Source organism: Streptomyces griseomycini (assembly GCF_014203535.1).
Lineage (GTDB): Bacteria > Actinomycetota > Actinomycetes > Streptomycetales > Streptomycetaceae > Streptomyces > Streptomyces griseomycini.
Map to the genome: position 1 here is coordinate 38,391 of NZ_JACHJI010000008.1, position 20,199 is coordinate 58,589.

At 73.5% G+C, this 20,199-nt stretch carries 19 protein-coding genes; 8 read left to right on the forward strand and 11 right to left on the reverse strand.

Translation table 11 applies throughout. The features are described 5' to 3' along the window. Positions 1–32: 32 nt before the first annotated feature. On the reverse strand, positions 33–1,451 hold the full coding sequence (locus tag FHS37_RS22635) for a HEAT repeat domain-containing protein (RefSeq protein ID WP_184824184.1): 1,419 nt from the start codon (positions 1,449–1,451) through the stop codon (positions 33–35). Positions 1,452–1,751: 300 nt separating this feature from the next. Next, positions 1,752–2,144 (reverse strand): ankyrin repeat domain-containing protein, encoded by a 393-nt coding sequence (locus FHS37_RS22640; protein ID WP_184824186.1) that lies wholly within the window; start codon positions 2,142–2,144, stop codon positions 1,752–1,754. 321 nt (positions 2,145–2,465) lie between these two features. Between FHS37_RS22640 and FHS37_RS22645 the strand changes: the two genes are divergently transcribed. Beyond that, positions 2,466–2,660 (forward strand): hypothetical protein, encoded by a 195-nt coding sequence (locus FHS37_RS22645; RefSeq protein WP_184824188.1) that lies wholly within the window; start codon positions 2,466–2,468, stop codon positions 2,658–2,660. Between the two features lie 49 nt (positions 2,661–2,709). Further along, the gene (locus FHS37_RS22650) at positions 2,710–4,506 is read left to right on the forward strand and encodes a P-loop NTPase family protein (RefSeq protein ID WP_184824190.1); all 1,797 of its coding nucleotides are present in this window, start codon (positions 2,710–2,712) and stop codon (positions 4,504–4,506) included. Positions 4,507–4,553: 47 nt separating this feature from the next. On the opposite strand, the gene FHS37_RS22655 is transcribed toward FHS37_RS22650, so the two are convergent. Continuing rightward, positions 4,554–6,053 carry an SCO1417 family PLP biosynthesis transcription factor gene (locus FHS37_RS22655; protein ID WP_184824192.1) on the reverse strand — a complete coding sequence of 500 codons (1,500 nt, stop codon included), beginning with the start codon at positions 6,051–6,053 and terminating at the stop codon, positions 4,554–4,556. A 64-nt stretch (positions 6,054–6,117) separates the two neighbouring features. Here FHS37_RS22655 and yczE point away from each other — a divergent pair, with 64 nt between their 5' ends. The 4 genes from yczE to FHS37_RS22675 all read left to right on the forward strand — a co-directional run bounded on the left by yczE (position 6,118) and on the right by FHS37_RS22675 (position 9,633). Beyond that, the gene (gene yczE / locus FHS37_RS22660) at positions 6,118–6,819 is read left to right on the forward strand and encodes a membrane protein YczE (RefSeq protein ID WP_184824194.1); all 702 of its coding nucleotides are present in this window, start codon (positions 6,118–6,120) and stop codon (positions 6,817–6,819) included. Continuing rightward, entirely contained in the window at positions 6,816–7,583 is a 768-nt protein-coding gene (locus FHS37_RS22665; RefSeq protein WP_184824196.1) for a glycerophosphodiester phosphodiesterase family protein, read from the forward strand. Before yczE ends, FHS37_RS22665 begins: the two co-directional genes overlap by 4 nt. Before the next feature lie 50 nt (positions 7,584–7,633). Beyond that, positions 7,634–8,980 carry an MFS transporter gene (locus tag FHS37_RS22670; RefSeq protein ID WP_184824198.1) on the forward strand — a complete coding sequence of 449 codons (1,347 nt, stop codon included), beginning with the start codon at positions 7,634–7,636 and terminating at the stop codon, positions 8,978–8,980. 278 nt (positions 8,981–9,258) lie between these two features. Next, a complete protein-coding gene (locus FHS37_RS22675) occupies positions 9,259–9,633 on the forward strand; it encodes an RNA polymerase-binding protein RbpA (protein ID WP_099500427.1) in 375 nt (124 codons plus the stop codon). A 129-nt stretch (positions 9,634–9,762) separates the two neighbouring features. On the opposite strand, the gene fxsA is transcribed toward FHS37_RS22675, so the two are convergent. The 4 genes from fxsA to FHS37_RS22695 form a co-directional block, all read right to left on the reverse strand. Next, a complete protein-coding gene (gene fxsA, locus FHS37_RS22680; protein ID WP_184824200.1) occupies positions 9,763–10,344 on the reverse strand; it encodes an FxsA family membrane protein in 582 nt (193 codons plus the stop codon). A 71-nt stretch (positions 10,345–10,415) separates the two neighbouring features. Beyond that, positions 10,416–11,222, reverse strand: a complete 807-nt coding sequence (locus FHS37_RS22685) for a polyprenol monophosphomannose synthase (protein ID WP_184824201.1) — start codon at positions 11,220–11,222, stop codon at positions 10,416–10,418. A 537-nt stretch (positions 11,223–11,759) separates the two neighbouring features. Next, positions 11,760–13,364: an amidohydrolase gene (locus FHS37_RS22690; RefSeq protein ID WP_184824203.1), complete on the reverse strand. Its 1,605-nt coding sequence runs from the start codon at positions 13,362–13,364 to the stop codon at positions 11,760–11,762. 470 nt (positions 13,365–13,834) lie between these two features. Further along, on the reverse strand, positions 13,835–14,275 hold the full coding sequence (locus tag FHS37_RS22695) for an Lrp/AsnC family transcriptional regulator (RefSeq protein ID WP_030867874.1): 441 nt from the start codon (positions 14,273–14,275) through the stop codon (positions 13,835–13,837). A gap of 270 nt (positions 14,276–14,545) precedes the next feature. Here FHS37_RS22695 and FHS37_RS22700 point away from each other — a divergent pair, with 270 nt between their 5' ends. Continuing rightward, positions 14,546–14,980, forward strand: coding sequence for a hypothetical protein (locus FHS37_RS22700; protein ID WP_184824205.1), 435 nt, complete (start codon positions 14,546–14,548; stop codon positions 14,978–14,980). A 389-nt stretch (positions 14,981–15,369) separates the two neighbouring features. On the opposite strand, the gene FHS37_RS22705 is transcribed toward FHS37_RS22700, so the two are convergent. The 4 genes from FHS37_RS22705 to FHS37_RS22720 form a co-directional block, all read right to left on the reverse strand. Continuing rightward, positions 15,370–16,542, reverse strand: coding sequence for an acyl-CoA dehydrogenase family protein (locus FHS37_RS22705; RefSeq protein WP_184824207.1), 1,173 nt, complete (start codon positions 16,540–16,542; stop codon positions 15,370–15,372). Between the two features lie 221 nt (positions 16,543–16,763). Continuing rightward, entirely contained in the window at positions 16,764–17,420 is a 657-nt protein-coding gene (locus FHS37_RS22710; RefSeq protein ID WP_184824209.1) for a TetR/AcrR family transcriptional regulator, read from the reverse strand. 69 nt (positions 17,421–17,489) lie between these two features. After that, complete coding sequence (locus FHS37_RS22715; RefSeq protein ID WP_184824211.1) at positions 17,490–17,630, reverse strand: SCO1431 family membrane protein; 141 nt, start codon at positions 17,628–17,630, stop codon at positions 17,490–17,492. A gap of 141 nt (positions 17,631–17,771) precedes the next feature. Then, on the reverse strand, positions 17,772–19,151 hold the full coding sequence (locus tag FHS37_RS22720; protein ID WP_184824213.1) for a C39 family peptidase: 1,380 nt from the start codon (positions 19,149–19,151) through the stop codon (positions 17,772–17,774). A gap of 249 nt (positions 19,152–19,400) precedes the next feature. Here FHS37_RS22720 and FHS37_RS22725 point away from each other — a divergent pair, with 249 nt between their 5' ends. Then, complete coding sequence (locus tag FHS37_RS22725; protein WP_184824851.1) at positions 19,401–20,021, forward strand: uridine kinase family protein; 621 nt, start codon at positions 19,401–19,403, stop codon at positions 20,019–20,021. Positions 20,022–20,199: the final 178 nt, after the last annotated feature.

A 20,199-nucleotide genomic window follows, 5' to 3' on the forward strand; every position in this document is an offset into this window, starting at 1 on the left:
CCCCCCGTTCACACCGCGCGCGCCCGAACGCGTCACACGGCGGTCTCCTCGGGGCCGATCCGGCTGCGCACGGCGGTCTGCACCTCGGCCTCCTCCGCCGGGTCGGCGGCGAGCCGGCGCAGGCGCTCGACGACCCGGGTGTCCCCGGTCTCGGCGTGCCGGGCGGCGATCTCGCGGGTGGACTCCTCGCAGTCCCACAGGCACTCGACGGCGAAGCCGGTGCCGAAGGAGGGATCGGTGGCGGCGAGGGCGCGTGCGGCCCGGCCCCGCAGATGGGACGAGGCGGTCTCGCGGTAGATGTGGCGGAGGACGGGGGCGGCGCAGGCGATGCCGAGGCGACCGGCGCCGTCGACGAGGGTCCACAAGGTGGGTGCGTCGGGGCCCTCGCCCCGCACCGCCTCACGGAGCGCCGCGAGGACCAGGTCACGGTCCTGGACCCCGCCCCGGCAGGCGAGGACCCGGCCGGCGGCGGCGCCCAGCGGGTCGGGCCGGTGGGCCCAGCCGCGTGCCCGGTCGACGGCGGCGAGGCTGCGCATGCGTTCGAAGGCGTCGACGGCGGCCTCCACGACGGCCGGCGAGCCGGTGGCCACGGCGCCCTCGATCAGGTCGAGGGCGTCGGGATCGTTGCTGTCGGCGAGGTACCGCAGGGCGGTGCACCGGGCTCCCTCGGTGCCGTCCTGGGCGGCCCGGACGATTTCGGGCCGGTCCTCGGGTCCCGCCACGGCGGTGAGGCAGCGGGCGGCCGGGACATGGAGCGCGGCACCGCGTTCGACGCCCTGCTGGGCCCACTCGAACACGGCTCGCACGCTCCAGCCGGGGCGGGGCCCGGTGGGGCGCATCTGCCGCTGCCAGCGGTCGAAACAGCCGGCCTCCTGTGCGGCACGCACGCGCGTGGCGATGGAGGCGCGCGGATCGTCGGCCCACAGTCGCCAGGGCCTCGGCTCGAAGGCGTCGCGGACGGTGGCGGCCAGTTCCGCTTCGCCCTCGGCGTCGGTGGCGAACCGCGCCAGCACCGGGACGGCGAGGGCACGCAGGCCCGCGTCGTCGTCCCTGAGGGCGAGTTCGTCCAGGGCCCAGGCCCAGTTGGTGCCGTGGGCGGCGTACCTGCGCAACAGCTCGAGCGCGTCCCGCCTGCCGTAGGAGGCGAGGTGCCCGAGGACCGCGAGGGCGAGTCCGGTGCGTGACTCGTCGGTGTCGAGGACGTCCTCGGGGTCGAAGAGATGAGCCTCGATCGCGTCCAGCTCGCCGTGCAGATCGAGGTAGAGGCGGGCGTAGTAGAGGGAGCGGTTCTCCAGCTGCCAGTCGTGGCGCGGATCGCGCAGCACGCAGTGGTTCAGCGCCGCGAGCGCTTCGGCGCGCGGGGCGGTGAGCGCGTGCAGCGTGCCGTCGCCACGACCCCGCTGGAGCAGGCCGAGCAGCGTGCCGCTGGGCGCTATGACCGGATCGAACATGGGAAACAGCCTCACATCAAGCGTCGACGCAACCGGGGACGTGCATTACCTGGCCGCGTGACAACACGTCGGGGCGCCCGCCGTTTCCTGCTTGCTGCAGACCATCTCTCCCTGCCTCTCGTCTGTGGCCCGTGCGGACCGCATCACGGCCCGCGCGGTGCGGCAACACCTGCCCAGCCATCGCGTCCGTGAATCACGTCGTCATGATGACCCGGCGGTCACATCTCCCGCGACCGAAATTTCGGCGTCCCTGTACCGCCTCCCCCGTTTTCCGTGTCTTCGCTGGTCAGAGCGTGTCGCTCAGTGCTCGCCGAACAGGTCGAGCAGCTCCGTCCGACCGAACATCCGGGCCGTGTCGACGGCCGAGGGGGTGCCGGCGGACGGGTCGGCGCCGCCCTTCAGAAGGGCCTCGATCACCTCGGTCTCCCCCTTGAAGACCGCCCCTGCGAGGGGGGTCTGGCCCCGGTCGTTGACGCGGTCGGCGTCGGCGCCGCGCTCCAGCAGCGCGCGCACCGTCCGGGCGTGGCCGTGATAGGCGGCGAGCATCACGAGCGAGTCGCCCCGGTCGTTGGTCAGATCGGCCGGCACCCCCGCGTCGACGTAGGCCACGAGCTCCTCGGTCCGGCCGCGCCGGGCCAGATCGAAGATCTTGGTCGCCAGCTCCACGACCTCGGGGTCGGGGACTTCAGCCATCGCCGGACCACCTCTCACTGTGCAGCACTTCGTGCATCGGGGACGGGGCGTACGTCTGCGAGCGGTGCAGAGCCGTACGGGTGAATCGCCAGGGTACTGGCTCGCGCGGCACATGACCCGATGTGCCCGAGGTAAAGATCACGACAGACCCGTCCGGGCGCAAGGGCACCGGTCCGCGGGTCGGGCGAACAGCCGGAGAGCGCTCCCCCGACCGGGGGAAAACAGCGAGAATCCACCCAGTTGCACCTTTTATCGTATAGATACATTCTGTGATCCTGGAAGTACTCATGGTGACTGTCCCCGCGAACCAGGAGAACTCACATGATCGTCTCGGTCTCATGCGTGGTCCTGCTCGGCATCGTCGTCTTCGTCCTCTTCCGCAAGGACGGGCTGAAGGCGTCGCACGCCCTGGTGGCGATGCTGTTCGGCTTCTACCTGGCCAGTACGGCCATCGCACCCAGCATCAAGGCGGGCGGCGAGAGCCTGGCCAGCCTCCTGGGCGGATTCAGGTTCTGATCCGCCTCACCACGCCCCGCCCGCCCGTACGCACCTTCTGGAGGCAGCAGTGGCCCGGCGCCCCCTTCCCCGCGTTCTGAGCAAGGGCAGCGCACAGCTCGCCCGGAGCCGGGAGCTGGCCAGGACGGCGGCCGACAGCGCCACGGACGTCCTCCACCCGCTGATCACGATCGCGCGCGGTCTGCGCCGGCTGGCCTCGGCCGGGCGGCGCAGATGGGTTGCCACGCCCAAGGACAAGCGCGGCGCGCTGCTCTTCCTGGTGGCGTCGGTCGTGCTGGTCGTGACGCTCGCGCCGTACGGCCCGCTGCTCGCCGTCACCGCCCTGATGGCCACGGCGGCCTGGCAGGGACGGGACCGCGCCCCGTCGGCGCCCGACGGGCCCGACGAGGCCCAGGTCCAGCGCCTGAAGTCGTTGTACGAGGCCCTGGTGCCGTACTTCTCGACCGCCGAGGACCCGGAACCGCTCTACGCCCACGGCGGCGACTGGGAGGACGCCTTCCCCGAGTACGACTTCGACGGCACCGGCCGCGTCACGCACCTGGTGATCAACTACCCCGCCTACTTCACCGACGGCGAGCCGGAGTCCCGGGCCCGGATCGAGCACCTGCTCAGCGCCAAGTCGGGGCGCGGCCGCGAGTACCACTTCGCGTGGGACGAGGAGGGCAACCAGCTCACGGTCCGCGTCCTCGCGCCCCTGCCCACCGACATCGCCGCCCAGCCCTTCGTCACGTCCCCCGGCGAGACGGTCCTCGGGTTCACCGACCCCACCCGGGTGCGGCGGACGCTGCCGCTCACCCACGGCGAGGAGCGGCGTGACGTGCCGCCCGTCGTCTGGCGCACCGGTATCCGCTCCACCGAGCCCCACCTGCTCGCGCTCGGCCAGCCGGGCAGCGGCACCTCGACCCTGCTGCGCTCCATCGCCCTGCAGGCCCTCCACCACGGTGACGTGGTGATCGTCGACGGCGGCGGCACCGGTGAGTACGCCTGCCTGACCGGCCGGGACGGCGTGCTCGCCGTCGAGTGCGGGCTGACGGGGGCGCTGGCGAGTCTGGAGTGGGCCGCGCAGGAGACGGAGCGCCGGCTGAGCGCCGCGAACCGCGCCCACCAGGCGGGCGATCCGCCGCCCGAGGACACCAGGCGGCCCCTGTGGATCCTGCTGGACCGGCCGACCGCGTTCACGCACCTGGCCGCCGCGGAGGGCCGCGAGGACCCTCAGTCCCTGCTCCACGTCCCGCTGCGGCACGGTCGCCCGGCGAACGTCACCGTGGTCGTCGCGGAGCAGCTCGACAGCCTGGAGACCCTCAGCGCACCGGTGCGGCAGCACACACGCGCGCGCGTCGTCCTCGGCCCCGCGACGACGGAGCAGCTGGAGACCGTCCTGGGCGCGCCTCCGCACACCACCCCCGTCGACCAGGTCCCCGCGGGCCGCGGCTACGCCCGTCTGGGCGCGGGGCCGGTCCACCGCCTCCAGGTGCCGGCCACGCCGGACCCGTACGACGACGCCACCAGCGACGCCCACCGGCAGGCCGTACTGGACCTGTTGCCCCCGCGTACGACTCCGGCGGAGGACGCGGCCCCGTCACGGCCGGTCCCGGAGCGGCCGGACACGGAAGCGCTCCCGGTGGGGTCCGTGCTCCTGGACGAGCTGCCCGTGGATTCCGTGCCCCTGGAGAAGGTGCCGGTGGAGAAGGTGCCGGTGGAGAAGGCGTTGCCCGGGAGGGCGCTCCCCGACGAGCCGTCCCCCGCGGAGGCCGACTCCGAGAAGGTGCCCGCCGGGGCCGCCGCTCCGGAGGACACGACCGCGGCGGAGGTTCCCAGGGAGGCGGCGGTCGCGGAATCCTCCTAGCACGTCCCGCCCCGCGCGGCGCCGCCCCGCCGTGACCGTCCCGTCCGCTACGCCACGAACGTGCGCGGCGCCTCCGCTCCCGAGGTGCCGCCCGTCTCCACCACCCGTGCCGCCGCGGCCAGCCGCACCGCCGCCTCCTCCGCCACCGCGCCGCCCACGGTGAAGGGCAGCCGTACGTACCCCTCGAACGCCCCGTCGACCCCGAAGCGCGGTCCGGACGGCACCCGCACCCCGACCCGCTCCCCCGCCTCGGCCAGCCGTGAGCCCGAGAGCCCGCCGGTGCGCACCCACAGCGTGAGCCCGCCCCCCGGCACCTCGAACTCCCAGTCGGGCAGCTCCCGGCGCACCGCCGCGACCAGTGCGTCCCGGTTCTCCCGGGCCTGGTGGCGGCGCGCCCGGACGGCCTGCTCCCAGCCGCCCGTGCCGAACAACCAGTTCACCGCCAGTTGCTCCAGCACGGGTGTGCCCAGGTCGGCGTACGCGCGCGCCGCGACCAGGCTGCGGATCACGTCGGGGGCGGCGCGCACCCAGCCGATGCGCATCCCGGCCCAGAAGGCCTTGCTCGCCGAGCCGACCGTGATCACCGTGGACCCGGCCGGGTCGAAGGCGCACACCGGGCGCGGCATCTCCACGTCGGGGTCGAGCCACAGTTCGGTCATCGTCTCGTCGGCGACCAGCACCGTCCCCGCCGAGCGCGCCGCGTCCACCAGCAGGCGCCGCTGGTCCTCGTCGGCGAGCGCACCGGTCGGGTTGTGGAAGTCCGCGACGACGTACGCGATCCGGGGCGCCGCCTCCCGCAGCACCTGCCGCCAGCGGTCCAGGTCCCAGCCCGCGAGGCCCTCGGCCATGGCCACGGGGACGAGGCGGGCGCCGGCCTCCCGCATCAGCTGGAGGATGTTGGCGTAGGACGGCGACTCGACGGCGATGCGTTCGCCGCGCCCGCCGAAGAGGTGGCAGATGGCGTCGATGGCGCCCATCGCCCCGGTCGTCACCATGATCTGCTCGGGCATGGTCGGGATGCCCCGCGCGGTGTAGCGGTCGGCGATCATCGAGCGCAGCGCGGGCAGCCCGGCGGGATAGTCGCCGTGGGTGTGGGCGTACGGCGGCAGCTCCTCCAGGGCGCCCTGCACCGCGCGCGTGAGCCACGGTTCGGGCGCGGGCAGCGCGGCACAGCCGAGGTCGATCATCGAGCCGAGGGTCTCGGGCGGCAGCGGTTCGAGGCCCCGCGCGGGCACCGGGTTGCCGGCCGGGACGGCGGTCCAGCTGCCCGCGCCGCGCCGTGACTCCAGGAATCCCTCGGTGCGCAACGCCTCGTAGGCGGCGGCGACGGTGGTGCGGCTGACGGACAGGGCGAGGGCGAGTTCCCGTTCGGCGGGCAGCCGCGCGGCGACCGGGACGCGCCCTTCGAGCACGAGCAGCCGGATGCCGTCGGCGAGCGCGCGGTAGGCGGGCGGGCGACGGGTTCCGGGGCCCGCCGGGCGGTCCTGCTGGGAGTTGAGCAGGCGGGAGAGCTGCGCGGCTCCCACCGCCGAGGTCCATTGCGCCATAGAAATCAGTCCACCTTCCCCGGATTGGCCATGGATGGCGTCTCCGTCCATGCCACAGGGTGTCATGCATCGGTCCACTTCCACCACAGGGGGGCACTCCTTGTCCAGCCGATCGCCCCGGCGGGGGCATCTCGTACGCCGGCTCTTCCAGCTGTACGCCGGACTGGCGCTGTACGGCGCGAGTTCGGCGCTGCTTGTCAGGTCGGGGCTCGGTCTCGAGCCGTGGAACGTGCTGCACCAGGGGCTGTCCGAGCGGACGGGACTGTCGATGGGCCTGGTGCTGACCGTCGTCGGAGCGGCGGTGCTGCTGCTGTGGATCCCGCTGCGGCAGCGGCCCGGCCTGGGCACGGTCTCCAACGTCCTGGTGATCGGCGTGACGATGGACGCGACCCTGGCCGTGGTGCCGGACGCGCACGCCGTGGCCACCCGCGTCGCCCTGATGGCGGCGGGCGTCGTGCTGAACGGCGCGGCGACCGGACTGTACATCGCGGCGCGCTTCGGTCCGGGCCCGCGCGACGGGCTGATGACGGGGCTGCACCGGCGCACGGGGGTGTCGATCCGCGTGGTCCGCACGGCCATCGAGATCACGGTGGTGGTCACGGGCTTCGTCCTCGGCGGCACCGTCGGCGTCGGCACCCTGCTGTACGCGGTGGCGATCGGCCCGCTCGCCCAGCTGTTCCTGCGCGTCTTCGCCGTCCCCCCGGCATCCGGCGGCAGCCCGGTCGTTGCCACGGGTCAACCGCGGCGCGCGATACTGCGTCCGTGACCCCGCGGATACGCCACCCCTACCTCGACCACCCCGGCCCGATCGCCTTCGCCCACCGGGGCGGGGCGGCGGACGGCCTGGAGAACACCGTGCGCCAGTTCCGGTGCGCCGTCGAGGCGGGTTACCGGTACATCGAGACCGACGTGCACGCCACGCGCGACGGACGGCTCGTCGCCTTCCACGACGCGACCCTGGACCGGGTGACGGACGGCGCGGGCCGGATCGCCGACCTGCCGTGGCGGGACGTGCGGCACGCGCGCGTGGCGGGTGAGGAACCGGTTCCCCTGTTCGAGGAGCTCCTGGAGACCTTCCCCGAGGTGCGCTGGAACGTCGACGTGAAGGCCGAGCCGGCGCTCCTGCCCTTCCTGGAGCTGGTCGAGCGCACGGACGCCTGGGACCGGATCTGCCTCGGCTCGTTCTCCGAGGCCCGCCTGGTGCGCGCCCGGCGACTGGCCGGTCCGCGGCTGGCCACGTCGTACGGGACGCGGGGCGTGCTGAACCTGCGGCTGCGGTCCTGGGGGCTGCCGGCCGCGGTGCGCCGGTCGGCCGTGGCCGCCCAGGTTCCCGAGATGCAGTCGGGCATCCAGGTGGTGGACCACCGCTTCGTGCGCGCGGCCCACGCGCGCGGGCTGCAGGTGCACGTGTGGACGGTCAACGAGGCCGAGCGGATGCACCGGCTCCTGGACCTCGGGGTGGATGGCATCATGACCGATCACATCGGCACACTGCGCAAGGTCATGGAGGACCGCGGCGTCTGGGTCTGAGCCCCGGCCCCCGACGCCTCCGCGCGTTCACGGGGAAGCGAGGGGCACGGGTGGGCACCGACACCGTGCGGTCACCGGCGGCGGAAGAGGCCGCCGAACGGCGGCGCGAGCAGCGCGGCTGGTACTTCTACGACTGGGCGTGCTCCGTGTACTCCACGAGCGTGCTCACCGTGTTCCTCGGCCCCTATCTGACGTCGGTGGCCGAGGCGGCCGCGGACGCGGACGGGTTCGTCCACCCGCTGGGCGTACCGGTGCGCGCGGGGTCCTTCTTCGCGTACGCCGTTTCCCTGTCGGTGGTCCTGGCCGTGCTGGTGATGCCGCTGGTGGGCGCCGCCGCCGACCGCACCGGCCGCAAGAAGCCGCTCCTCGCGGCCGCCGCCTACACGGGCGCCGCGGCGACGACGGGCATGTTCTTCCTCGGCGGTGAGCGCTATCTGCTCGGCGGGGCGCTGCTGGTCGTGGCGAACGCGGCGCAGTCCGTGGCGATGATGCTCTACAACGCGTACCTGCCGCAGATCGCCCCGCCCGAGGAGCGCGACGCGGTCTCCTCCCGCGGCTGGGCCTTCGGGTACGCGGCCGGGGCCCTGGTCCTCGTCGCGAATCTCGTCCTCTACACCGGCCACGACGCCTTCGGGGTCTCCGAGGGCACGGCGGTCCGCATCTGCCTGGCGTCGGCCGGTCTGTGGTGGGGCGCCTTCGCGCTGGTGCCGCTGCGCCGGCTGCGCGACCGCCGTGCCCCCGTGCGGGAGGCGGCCCTGCCGGGCTTCCGGCAGCTCGCGGCGACCGTCCGCGACATGCGCCGCCACCCGCTGACGCTCGCCTTCCTGCTGGCGTACCTGGTCTACAACGACGGCATCCAGACGGTGATCTCCCAGGCCTCGGTCTACGGCTCGAAGGAGCTGGGGCTCGGGCAGTCGACGCTCATCGTCGCCGTGCTGCTGGTCCAGGTGCTGGCGGTGGCCGGTGCGCTGGCGCTGGGCCGGCTGGCCCGGCGGCACGGGGCGAAGCGCACGATCCTCGGCTCGCTGGTCGCCTGGACCCTGACGCTGGCCGCCGGGTACTTCCTGCCCGCGGGGGCCCCGGTGTGGTTCTTCGTGCTGGCCGCGGGGATCGGACTGGTCCTCGGCGGCAGCCAGGCGCTGTCCCGGTCGCTGTTCTCCCACCTCGTACCGCCCGGCAAGGAGGCCGAGTACTTCTCGGCGTACGAGATGAGCGACCGCGGGATGAGCTGGCTCGGGCCGCTGCTGTTCGGGCTCACCTACCAGCTGACGGGCAGCTACCGGGACGCGATCATCTCGCTGGTGGGCTTCTTCGTGCTCGGGTTCGCGCTGCTCGCGCGGGTCCCGGTGCGGCGTGCGATCGCCGACGCGGGCAACCCGGTCCCCGAAAGGATTTAGCACTGGACGCGAAAGGGCGGTAGTGTACGCGTTTGGCCTACCAGGCGTACCGTTACTGCGCGTCAAAGAGACCGAAACGCGGTGTCACATCTCCCAACAGACGTGACAAACCGGGCGTCGGTGGGTACTGCACTGGTTGACAAGGCTGCGGCTACGACGGCGACGCATGACCCGGAACGGGACTCGGAACGGGAATCTTTACCGCCGACCGGACGTTGACCGGATGACGACGACAGCGACACCTGTCCTGTGGGCGACCAGCCCGGGAGGCACGATTCATGAGTGAGCGAGCTCTTCGCGGCACGCGCCTCGTGGTGACCAGCTACGAGACGGACCGCGGCATCGACCTGGCCCCGCGCCAGGCCGTGGAGTACGCATGCGAGAAGGGGCACCGCTTCGAGATGCCCTTCTCGGTCGAGGCGGAGATCCCGCCGGAGTGGGAGTGCAAGGTCTGCGGTGCCCAGGCACTCCTGGTGGACGGCGAGGGTCCGGAGGAGAAGAAGGCCAAGCCCGCGCGTACGCACTGGGACATGCTGATGGAGCGGCGCACCCGAGAGGAGCTCGAAGAGGTCCTCGAGGAGCGTCTCGCCGTTCTGCGCTCCGGTGCGATGAACATCGCGGTTCACCCCCGGGACAGCCGAAAGTCGGCCTGATCCCGGCGGAGCTCGGGCGGAAGCACGACGCACAGCGCACAGGACCGCGGGGACCGTACCCATGGGTACGGTCCCCGCGGTCCTGTGCGTCTGCTCCGCCCGCTCTGTCCGCTCGCCGCTCGGGCACTCTCAGCGCGCGAGCGGCGGGCGGGGCCCCTGCGGGGTGTCCCCCGGCGCGCCGCCCGGCTCGTCCCGGATGACCTCGCCCCGGACGATCCTGCCGTCGGGCCGGTGGATGCGGGCCTGCTGGAAGGCGTCGCCCAGGGAGCCCTGGGCGGCCTCGCGGAGCTTGCGTTCGAAGGTGCGCTCGGCGTAGCGGCTCACGGCCTTCTGGACCGGCGGCACCAGCAGGACCAGTCCCAGCACGTCGGAGACGAGCCCCGGGATGATCAGCAGCAGACCGCCCATCATCATCAGGCCGTTGCCCTCGCTGTTCGGCCGGGACGCGGCGGTCACCCCGCCCTGCTGCTGCTGCAGCGTCTCGCTGAGGTTCTGGAAGGCCCGCCGCCCGGCCCGCTTGATGACGACCGAGCCGAGGACCAGTCCGGCCACCAGGAGCAGGAGGACCACCAGCCCGTTCGACGCCCCGGCGACCACCGTGAGCAGCCAGATCTCCAGAACGAGCCACGCGGCGACACCCAGCGGCAGGAACGTGCGCAGCCGGGAGCGCCGGGGCCGGGTGGGATACGGGGTCTGAGCTCCAGTCGTCATGCCCCCAGTGTGCCTGGGCCCGGCTCAGCGCGGGATAAGGGGACGATCAGGGCAAGGGGAGGTGCAGGCGACTACGGCTTGGGCTGCTGCTCGTCGCCGCGCCCCAGGACCTTGCCGACCCGCTCCCCCACGCCCCACGCCGTGACCCGCCACAGCGCCTCGACGAGGATGTCGCGGCTCATCTTGGAGTCGCCGAGTTCACGCTCGACGAAGGTGATGGGCACCTCGACGACGTGGTAGCCGGCCCTGACCGCGCGGCGGGCGAGGTCGACCTGGAAGCAGTAGCCCTGGGAGGCCACGTCGTCGAGGCCGAGACCCTCCAGGGTCTCGCGGCGGAAGGCACGGAACCCGCCGGTGATGTCGCGCAGCGGCAGGTCGAGCGCCATGCGCGAGTAGAGGCTGCCCCCGCGCGAGATGAACTCACGGGACTTCGGCCAGTTCACCACCCGGCCGCCCGGCACCCAACGGGAACCGAGCACCAGGTCGGCGCCCTTGAGGGCGGTCAGCAGGCGGGGCAGTTCCTCGGGCTGGTGGGAGCCGTCGGCGTCCATCTCGACCAGTACGCCGTAGCCGTGCTCCATGCCCCAGCGGAAGCCCGCGAGATAGGCGGCGCCGAGGCCCTCCTTGCCCTTGCGGTGCAGCACCTGGACCTGCTCGTCCTCGGCGGCCAGTTCGTCGGCCAGCTTGCCGGTGCCGTCGGGGCTGTTGTCGTCGGCCACGAGCACGTGCGCCTCGGGAACGGCCTTGCGCACCCGGCCGACGATCGCCTTGATGTTCTCCGCCTCGTTGTAGGTCGGGATGATCACCAAAGCCGTGCCGAGCGGGCCGAAGCTCCTCCCCGGGGCTCCTGCCGTGGGGGTCCCGTCGCCGTCGTTCACTGCTGCCCCTTCATGTCCTGTCCGCAGGATCCCACCATAGTGGTCACGGCCTGTGCCGACGTGACAGGACGTTCGTATGGTGGTGTCGTTTGCCGAAGATCGGGCAGGAACGGGCCTCCGGTGTGCGGAACGGGGCGGCGGATGGGGGCCCGGCGCCCTTCGGGCCGGCCCCGGACCCGCCGGCTGCGGATCGGCTGAGGCCGTTGTCTACTGAGCGCCCGGGCCCCACCCGGGTCACACCTCCCCGGCCGGCCGGAACGTTCCCCCGGCGCAGCGCCGGCGCTGGGCCTGGCTCCCAGTGACGGTGCCCCGGTGCGGCACACCGTCCCTGACCCAGCGGCGCTGACGCGCGCGGCCGGAAGTTCCCCGGTCGGGCGTCCGGTGGTGGACCCGGCCGAACCTACCGGCTTCCTGCGGCCGTCTGTCAACAGTCGCTTGACCTGCGCAATGTGGTTCGAACGCCTGGTCAGCGGGGTGGACGCGCAGGTGGCACGGCGGAGGTCCGGAGCACGCCCGCGACCGCGCCACCCGCGTGGATCACTCGCCCGGCCGCACGAAGACCGTACGGCCGCCGACCACGGTGCGCAGGCAGACGGGCAGGTCGCGCCCCGGAGTGAGGTCGGGCAGGCCGGGGGTTCCGGAACGGGGGTCGGTGGACCAGCGCGCCACCCGGTCGTCGGGCGCCTGGACGACGAGTTCCCCGGTGCGCCAGACGGCGTAGTCGGCGGGCGCACCGGGCACCAGGACGCCCGCGTCGTCGCGTCCGACGGCCCGCCAGCCGCCGCGCGTGTGCGCGGTGAACGCGGCGCGCACGGAGACGCGGTGCTCCGGCGTGCGGTGGAAGGCTGCGGCGCGGACCGTGCCCCAGGGGTCGAGCGGGGTGACCGGGCTGTCGGAGCCGAAGGCGAGCGGGACACCGGCGCGCAGCAGCGCGGCGAACGGGTTCAGGGAGCGGGCCCGCTCCGGGCCCAGGCGCCGGGCGTACATCCCGTCCACGCCGCCCCACAGGGCGTCGAAGGCGGGCTGGACGGAGGCGGTCAGGCCGAGTTCGGCGAAGGCGGCGACGGTCTCGGGGGTGAGCATCTCGGCGTGCTCCACGCGATGGCGGGCGGCCCGGACACGGGCGAGGCCGAGCTTCTCGGCGGCGGCGCGCATCCCGTCGACGACGGCGCTCACCGCGGCGTCGCCGATGGCGTGGAAGCCGGCCTGGAGACCGGCCTCGGTGCAGTCCACGACATGGGCGGCGACGGCGGCGGCGTCCAGGTGGGCGGTGCCGGTGTGGTCGGCGTCGGCGTACGGCTCGTGCAGGCAGGCGGTGTGCGAGCCGAGGGCGCCGTCGGCGAACAGGTCCCCCGCGGCGCCGACCGCGCCCAGTTCCCGGGCCTTGGCCACGTCCCGTTCGGCCCAGTAGCCGACGACGCGCGGACCGGTCTCCTCGGCGGCGAGCCGCAGCAGGCCGGTGAAGTCGTCCTCGGAGGAGATCTCCGGGCCGCCGCACTCGTGGACCGTGCCGATGCCGAGCGAGGCGGCACGGTCGAGGGCGGCGCGCTGGGCCTCGGTGCGCTGGGCCGGTGTGACGGCGGCCAGCGCGGCGGCGCGGACGGCGTGGTGGGCGTCCCCGGTCAGCGGGCGGTCCTCACGGGTGGCCTCGCCCGGGACGAGGTCGAGCAGCGCGGTGGTCACGACCGCGGAGTGGACGTCGATCCGGCTCAGGTAGAGGGGACGGCCGCCGGTGGCCTCGTCGAGTTCGGCGCGGGTCGGGGGCCGGCCGCCGGGCCAGCGGGCGGCGTCCCAGCCGTGGCCGAGCAGCACCCGGTCGTCCGGACGGGCGGCGGCGAACTCCCGTACGCGGGCCAGCGCGGCCTCGAGCGAGGAGGCGGCGGACAGGTCGAGGCCGGTGAGGGCGAGGCCCGTGGCCGTGGTGTGGACGTGGGCGTCCGTGAACGCCGGGGTGACCAGCGCCCCGTCGAGGTCGATCACCTCGTCGACGCCGTCCGCGAAGGCGTCGGCGGCGCCCTCGGAGCCGACCCAGGCCACCTGGCCGCGCTCGACGACCATGGCGGTCGCGAAGGGATCGGCGGGGCTGTGGACCTCTCCGCGGCGGAGCAGGACGGTGTGCGGTGGGGCGGTGCGTTCACTCATGCCCACAGTTTCGCGCGCCGGGCGGACCGAGCCGCACGCAGGTCCGGCTCACCGCGGCCGACGGGACGGCAGGCGGCGTCCGTCGTGCGCCACCCCGCGCGGGCCGCCGTCGCGCGCGGTTCCGTCCGGTCCGGGCCGGCCGTCGGACCCCGCCCGGCCCGGGACCGCCGCCGGATCCGCGGCACCCGGACCGGCCGGTACCCGGGGCCGCCACCCCCGGGAACCGGTACACGCACCCGGCTCGCGCGGGTCCGGCCGGGCGAGTCCGGCGGGGAGGTCCTCGGCCCCCGGTGGCCGGTACGGGGTCCGCGGCGTCGGACGGCGATCGCCGCACAGGTCCGCGCACGCGTCCCGGCCCTCACACGTCCGTGCGGCCCGGCCCGGCCGGCGCGGCAGGGCCCGCCCGCGACCGCACGGCCACCGCGCCGGTCCGCCGCTCACGGACCCGCCGCGGCACCACCGCGTCCGTCTCAGATACGCGGCGGCCGGGCTTCGTACGGCGTGGACAGGACGACCGTCGTCCGGGTCGAGACGCCCGCCAGCGAGCGCACGCGCGCGAGGAGTTCCTCCAGTTCGTGCGGTGTGGACACGCGCACCTTGAGGATGTAGTTCTCGTCGCCCGCGACACTGTGGCAGGCCTCGATCTCGGGAACTCCGGCGAGACGGTCCGCGATGTCGTCGGGGGCGCTGGGATCGAAGGGTTTGACCGAGATGAACGCGGTCATGGGCAGGCCGACGGCCTCCGGATCGACGACCGCGGCGTAACCGCGGATGACACCGCGCTGTTCCAGCCGGCGCACCCGCTGGTGCACGGCCGACGTGGACAGGCCCGTGGCCTTGCCCAGGTCTGTGTAGCTCATCCGCCCGTCCTTGACGAGCAGCTGCACGATCTGTCGGTCCAGCTCCTCCATGGCGCTAGAACCTACAGTGCCCTTGATCTCCGCGGATACCTGAGCGGCCCGGGCCACACCCGGTTCGTGATGTGGCGGCGGCCCGCCGGGGGCGATCAGAGGGGACAAAGCCGCCGCACGGGGCACCTGCGAGCGGCATGTGACGAACGCCACAGCCTCCGCCCGGTCTCCGTGATGTTCTCGTGATTACCCCGCGGGACCGATGGGAAGTGCTTGCTGTGGTCGAGGCCGCAGCGCCTTTCACGGCCCAGCCCGAGGGGGAGAAAGCCCATGCAGAGTCTCAAGCGCCTTGGTCGTACCACGTCCAAGCGGCAGCAGCCGGTCGTCGAGCCCGAGCCGGAGTACGTCGAACCCGACGTCCTCGACGACGAACTCGACGCGTACGACACCTTCGAGATGTACCGGGTCGTCTGCCCGGACTGCGCACAGCCCATCGCCCTGCTGGCGGACGAGGAGGTCCTGCCGGAGCACGCGCTGTGCGCTTCGCCGTGGAACCCGTTCGGACTCACGGTCTGCGCCGGCACCGGTCGCCGTGCCTCCGAGGCGCGGCCCGCGGACGAGTCCTTCGCGCCCCAGGAGCAGGACACCGCCCTGCTGTTGACGCTCCCCCAGGGACTCGACTGGCGCACCCAGCCCTTCTCGCACGTCGGCGGCCCGGGCTCGCGCCCGATCAGGGTGCCGTCGATGCGGCGCCACGCCGCCTGAGCGCACGCGGTGGGCGGGCGGGCGGCGGATTCCGCCGCCCGTCCGCCGGCGGCAGGACCCGCCGGGGGCTTCCGGCCCGCGGTCACCGTCGTCGTCCGCCGTACGGGGCGGCCGCGAACGCACGTCCTGTTCCGGCGGCCGGTGACCCGCCCGGTCGCTCCCGCGTTGGCCGGGCATGACGGCCCCCACGCACTCGACGACCGGGCGTCAGCGCCGCGTCTTCGTGCCACCGCCCACGGAGGCGGTCAAGCCCGCCCCGCCCCAGGTGCCGGATCCGCCCATCTACCGCGATCTGATGCGGACCTGGGCGAACCGGGGCCGCACCCTGCCCGGGCGGCACGACCCGGAGTGGACACGGCTCGCGGCGCCCTGGCGGGGACTGGGACAGTTCAGCGCGTCTCCGGCCCCGCGAGATGGCGGGCGATGACCATGCGCTGGATCTGGTTCGTCCCCTCGACGATCTGCAGGACCTTGGCCTCGCGCATGTAGCGCTCGGCCGGGAAGTCCGCGGTGTAGCCGTAGCCGCCGAGGATCTGGACGGCGTCGGTGGTGACCCGCATCGCCGTGTCGGTGCAGTGCAGCTTGGCCATGGCCGCCTGCTTGGCGAACGGCAGCCCCGCGTCGCGCAGCCGGGCCGCCGCGAGGTACAGCGCCCGTCCCGCCTCGATCTGCGTGGCCATGTCGGCGAGCATGAAGCGCAGCCCCTGGAAGTCGGCGATCGGCCTGCCGAACTGCCGCCGCTCGGCCGCGTACCCGAGCGCCTCGTCGAGTGCCGCCTGGGCCAGGCCGACCGCGCAGGCCGCGATGCCGAGCCGGCCGCCGTCCAGCGCCGACAGGGCGATCGCGAAGCCCTGGCCCTCCTCCCCGATGCGCCGGCTGTCGCGGACCCGTACGCCGTCGAGGTGGACCTGGGCGGTGGGCGAGCCCTTCATGCCCATCTTCTTCTCCGGCGCGGCGGCGCTCAGCCCCTCCGCGTCGCCGGGCACCAGGAAGGCGGTGATCCCGCGCGGGCCCTCCTCACCGGTGCGGGCCATGACGGTGTAGAAGTCGGCGATGCCGCCGTGCGTGATCCACGCCTTGGTGCCGGTGATCACCCAGTCGTCGCCGTCGCGCACCGCCTTGGTGCGCAGGGAGGCCGCGTCCGAGCCGGAGGCGGGTTCGGAGAGGCAGTAGGCGCCGAGCAGACCGCCGCCGAGCATCGCGGGCAGATGCTCGGACTGCTGCTCCTTGGTGCCGTAGGCGGCGAGCGCGTAGGAGGCCAGGGTGTGCACGCTGACGCCGAGGCCGACCGTCAGGCGGGCCGCGGCGAGCTCTTCGAGCACCTGGAGGTAGACCTCGTACGGCTGGTCGCCGCCGCCGTACTCGGCGCCGTAGGGCAGGCCGAGCAGGCCGGAGTCGGAGAGCAGGGTGAAGAGCTCGCGCGGGAAGCGTCCGGCGTCCTCCTCCTCGGCCGCCCGGGGGGCGACCTCGCGCTGCGCGATGTCGCGGACGAGCGAGATCAGGTCCCGGGCCTCGTCCGTGGGCAGTTGTCGGTCCACCGGCTGCGGGGCGCGGTCGGGCATGGCGACGCTCTCCTCCCTGTTCGGGCACATCGGCGGACGTGCGCCTTGGGTGGGGGCGGCTCCGCCGGGGATCGTTCTGATGCCTGGCCGATGCTCGCACTCCCGGGTCTCGGAAGCTGCTGACCAGCGGCTGTGCGCTGTGAGTATGCCCGATCAGCGGCATCGAGTCACCAGTTAACGACCGCTTACTTCAAGAAACCGCCCCTCCGCGTCGGGGCGTCTCAGCTGTCGCGGCGGGCGGGCTCCGGGGCCGGATGGGCGGGGTCCAGTTCCTCGATGGCGCGCAGGGCTCCGCCGAGCGTCTTCACCAGCAGCTCGCACACGGCCTCTCGGGGCAGTCCGGGACGGCCGATCCAGTCGAGCACGGCGCCCTCCAGGCCGCACACCCAGGACAGCAGGCCCGCCCGTGCCAGCGGCGCGATGTCGGTGCGGCCGTAGGCGCCCTCGGCGATGGTCGCGACGATCGCCTCGCGCACCCCGTCCCGGATCGCCTGCACCTCGGCGTCGAAGCCGACGCCGCCGCTGACGATGGTGCGGTAGGCGGCCTGATGGTCCTCGGCGTACCGCAGGTAGCCGTCGACGGTGCGGTGCACCCGCTCCACGGGCGGCAGTCCGACCCCGCTCGCCGCGGAGGCGACCAGGTCGGCCACCGAGTCCTGGATGATCGCCAGGTAGTAGCCCCGCTTGGAGTGGAAGTAGTAGTAGATCAGTCCCTTGGCGACCCGCGCCTGGCGCGCGATGTCGTCCATGGAGAGCGCGTCGTAGGACGTGTCGGCGAACAACCTCCGCCCGATGGCGATGAGTTCGGCGCGGCGCGCCAGCGAGCGCTCGGCGCCGCGCGCCCCGGGGCGCGCGGCAGGCTGTTGACTGATATTCAATTTCGACCCTGGTCTGCTGCGGGGGGGGGCGGGACATCCGCAGTATGGCAGGTCGTCGCGTGGGTCAGGTCACAGCAGCCCGAGCTGGGTCACGAGCATCGCGACGACCACGACGAGGGTCCATCCCATGGCGTGCTCGAGGATCTTCGGACCGTCCTCCCGGGGGCCGCCGGTACGGGCACGGGTGACGGTGGCTGCGTTCGCGGTCATGGCTTCTCGCTGGTCTCGACGGTGCGGTGGACTCCCCCTGCAACCCTGTCCACCTTGCCACCGTCAGCGGCTTTTGTGGCCGAGACCTTGCTCACACGGCCGGCGGGCCCCGTCCTCGCGGGGCCCGCCGGCCGTGTCGGCTCAGCGCACTCCCACCGCCGCGAGCGCCTTGCGCTGGCGCGGGGTCGGGCGCGCCGGGAAGTACAGGTAGCAGACCCCTCCGGTGCCGGAGACGACCTTGCCCGAGGCGTTGTACCGCTTGGTCCTGAGCCAGATGTTCTCCCACTCGCGCCGCTCGTAGACCCGGCGTACGGCCTCGTTGTCGTCCGAGGCGGGATCGTTGGCGATCACGTCGCCGTCGGCGGTGAAGCCGATCACGGTCATCAGGTGCCCGGAGGTGCCGTACCCCGCCCCGGTCAGCTCCTCCTCGCGGAAGGACTGGGACGTGATGGCCGGGATGCCCGCCGCGATCAGCGTCTCCAGGTCGGTGAGGGAGCCGAGGCGCGTCACCACGCCCTGCAGCCCCTTGAAGGTGGCCGCGTAGGCGGCGTTGAACGGCCAGTTGCCGCACCCCGCGTACTGGTAGTCGTACGTGAACCGGGCCGCGTGGCACACCTGCGGGTCGGCGTACGACGGGTCCACCCAGGCCAGTTGCTCCGCCGTGAGCCGGCCGCCCCAGTACTCGATGATCATCTGCGAGGAGGTCGGGCTGCACCAGGCCTCGCCGCCGTTGTCGTACTCGGGGTACTGGCCCTTGTGGATCTCCTGCGAGTAGCGCGGGACGATCAGCTCCTTGGCCAGGCGGGGCTCGGAGGCGGGGACGGTGAACCGGTCGGGGACGTCGGAGCCCATCGCGCCGAGCCGCCACACGGTCGGGGTGAGCCTCGTGCCGGGGCGGCGGTACAGGGTCAGCCGCAGCCGGTAGGAGACGACGCGCAGGCCGGAGGCCGGGTCGTCGACGGCGAGGGTGTCGGTCCAGACGCTGCTCTTCCCGTCACCCTGGTCGTCCACCGAGGTGCGCCGGATGTCCTGGTCACCGGCCGCCCAGCGGCCCATGACGTACCAGGGGGTGTCCGTGCCGTCGGAGTACGTGCCCTTCAGTTCGACCTGGAGCCAGGTGCCGTCGGGGGTGTGCGCGTTCCAGGAGGCGATCGCCTCCGTCGCCGGGACGGTGAGCCGGTGGACGGGCGAGGTCCACGTCGCGTACTCCCAGGCGGCCGTGGTGCCGGTGTGCGGGTCGGTGTAGTCCGTGGTGCCGGCGGGTTTCGCGATCACGAGACCGGGGCGGGCGCCGGCGACGGCGCGGGTCCCGTCGGCACTGCCCGTGCGCCAGTCGCTGTACGAGGTCCAGGCCCGGTTGTCCACGGGGCGGGCGGCGGCCCGGCCCGTGGTACCGGTGGTGCCGCCCGTCGCGGTGCCGGTCGCGGTGGCGGCGGACGCCGGGGCCACGGATCCGGCGACGGCGGTGACGACCGCGGCGGCCAGGAGGGTTCTGCGGGACGGCAGTTCGGCTCTGCTCATGGGTGGAGGTCCCCCAGGTGTCGGAGTCGGGCGGGTCCCGTGCACGGCCGGCCGGACGGCGTACGTCCGCCGGGCGGAGCGGGTGTGCGCCAACTATGGACGCAGCGGGGCGGATCCTGCCAGCACCCCGGGCCGTGCCGCACCGATCGCCATGGGACTCGACCAATGGCAGGACCTGCGGAGCCCCCTTTCCGGCGGCGCCTTAGAGTGCTTCCGTCAGCGCTCTCCACCCACCCCCGGGAACCAGCCATTCACGCTCTCGCCTCCCGCATCCGCCGGCTCGCCCCCTCGTGCGGCCCGGTCCGGCTCGTCGGCGTCGACGGGCACGCCGGCTCCGGGAAGTCCACGTTCGCCGGACGGCTGGCCGAGGCGCTGGACGGGGCCCCGGTGCTGCGGCTCGACGACATCGCGAGCCACGGGGAACTGTTCGGCTGGACCGGACGGCTGATGAGCCAGGTGATCGAGCCGCTCGGCCGCGGCGAGACCGCGCACTACTCCCCCTACGACTGGCGGGCCCGCGGCTTCGGAGCGCCCCGCCCGCTGCCGCCCGCCCCCGTGATCGTCGTGGAGGGCGTCGGGGCGGGACGCCGGGCCCTGCGCCCGCATCTGGCGCTGCTGCTGTGGATGGACCTGCCCCGGGAGGAGGCGTGGTCCCGGGGACGGGCCCGGGACGGGGAGGAACAGAGGGAGTTCTGGGACGGATGGGTCGGGGCGGAGCGGGAGCACTTCGCCGGCGACCCCTCACGGCCCTTCGCCGACCTTCTGGTGCGGCAGTGCGACGAGGGGTACGAGGTGCTCTGCGGGCCTGCCGGGACTGCCGGATCCGACCGTCCGCTCACTCAGGGTGACGGGCCGTCCGCGGTGTGGTGATCCCGCGAAGGGGGGCGTCGAACAAGTTGCCGGAGTACCCCAACGCGGCTTGACCCGGGGGCCGTACAGGACTTACGTTCTCAATGTGCGGCCATTCGGAGCCGCCGACAGACACGAAGCCCCCGGTTGTTCCCCCGTGATCGGGGGCTTCGTTCTGTCCTTTTCACGTCCCGCGGGT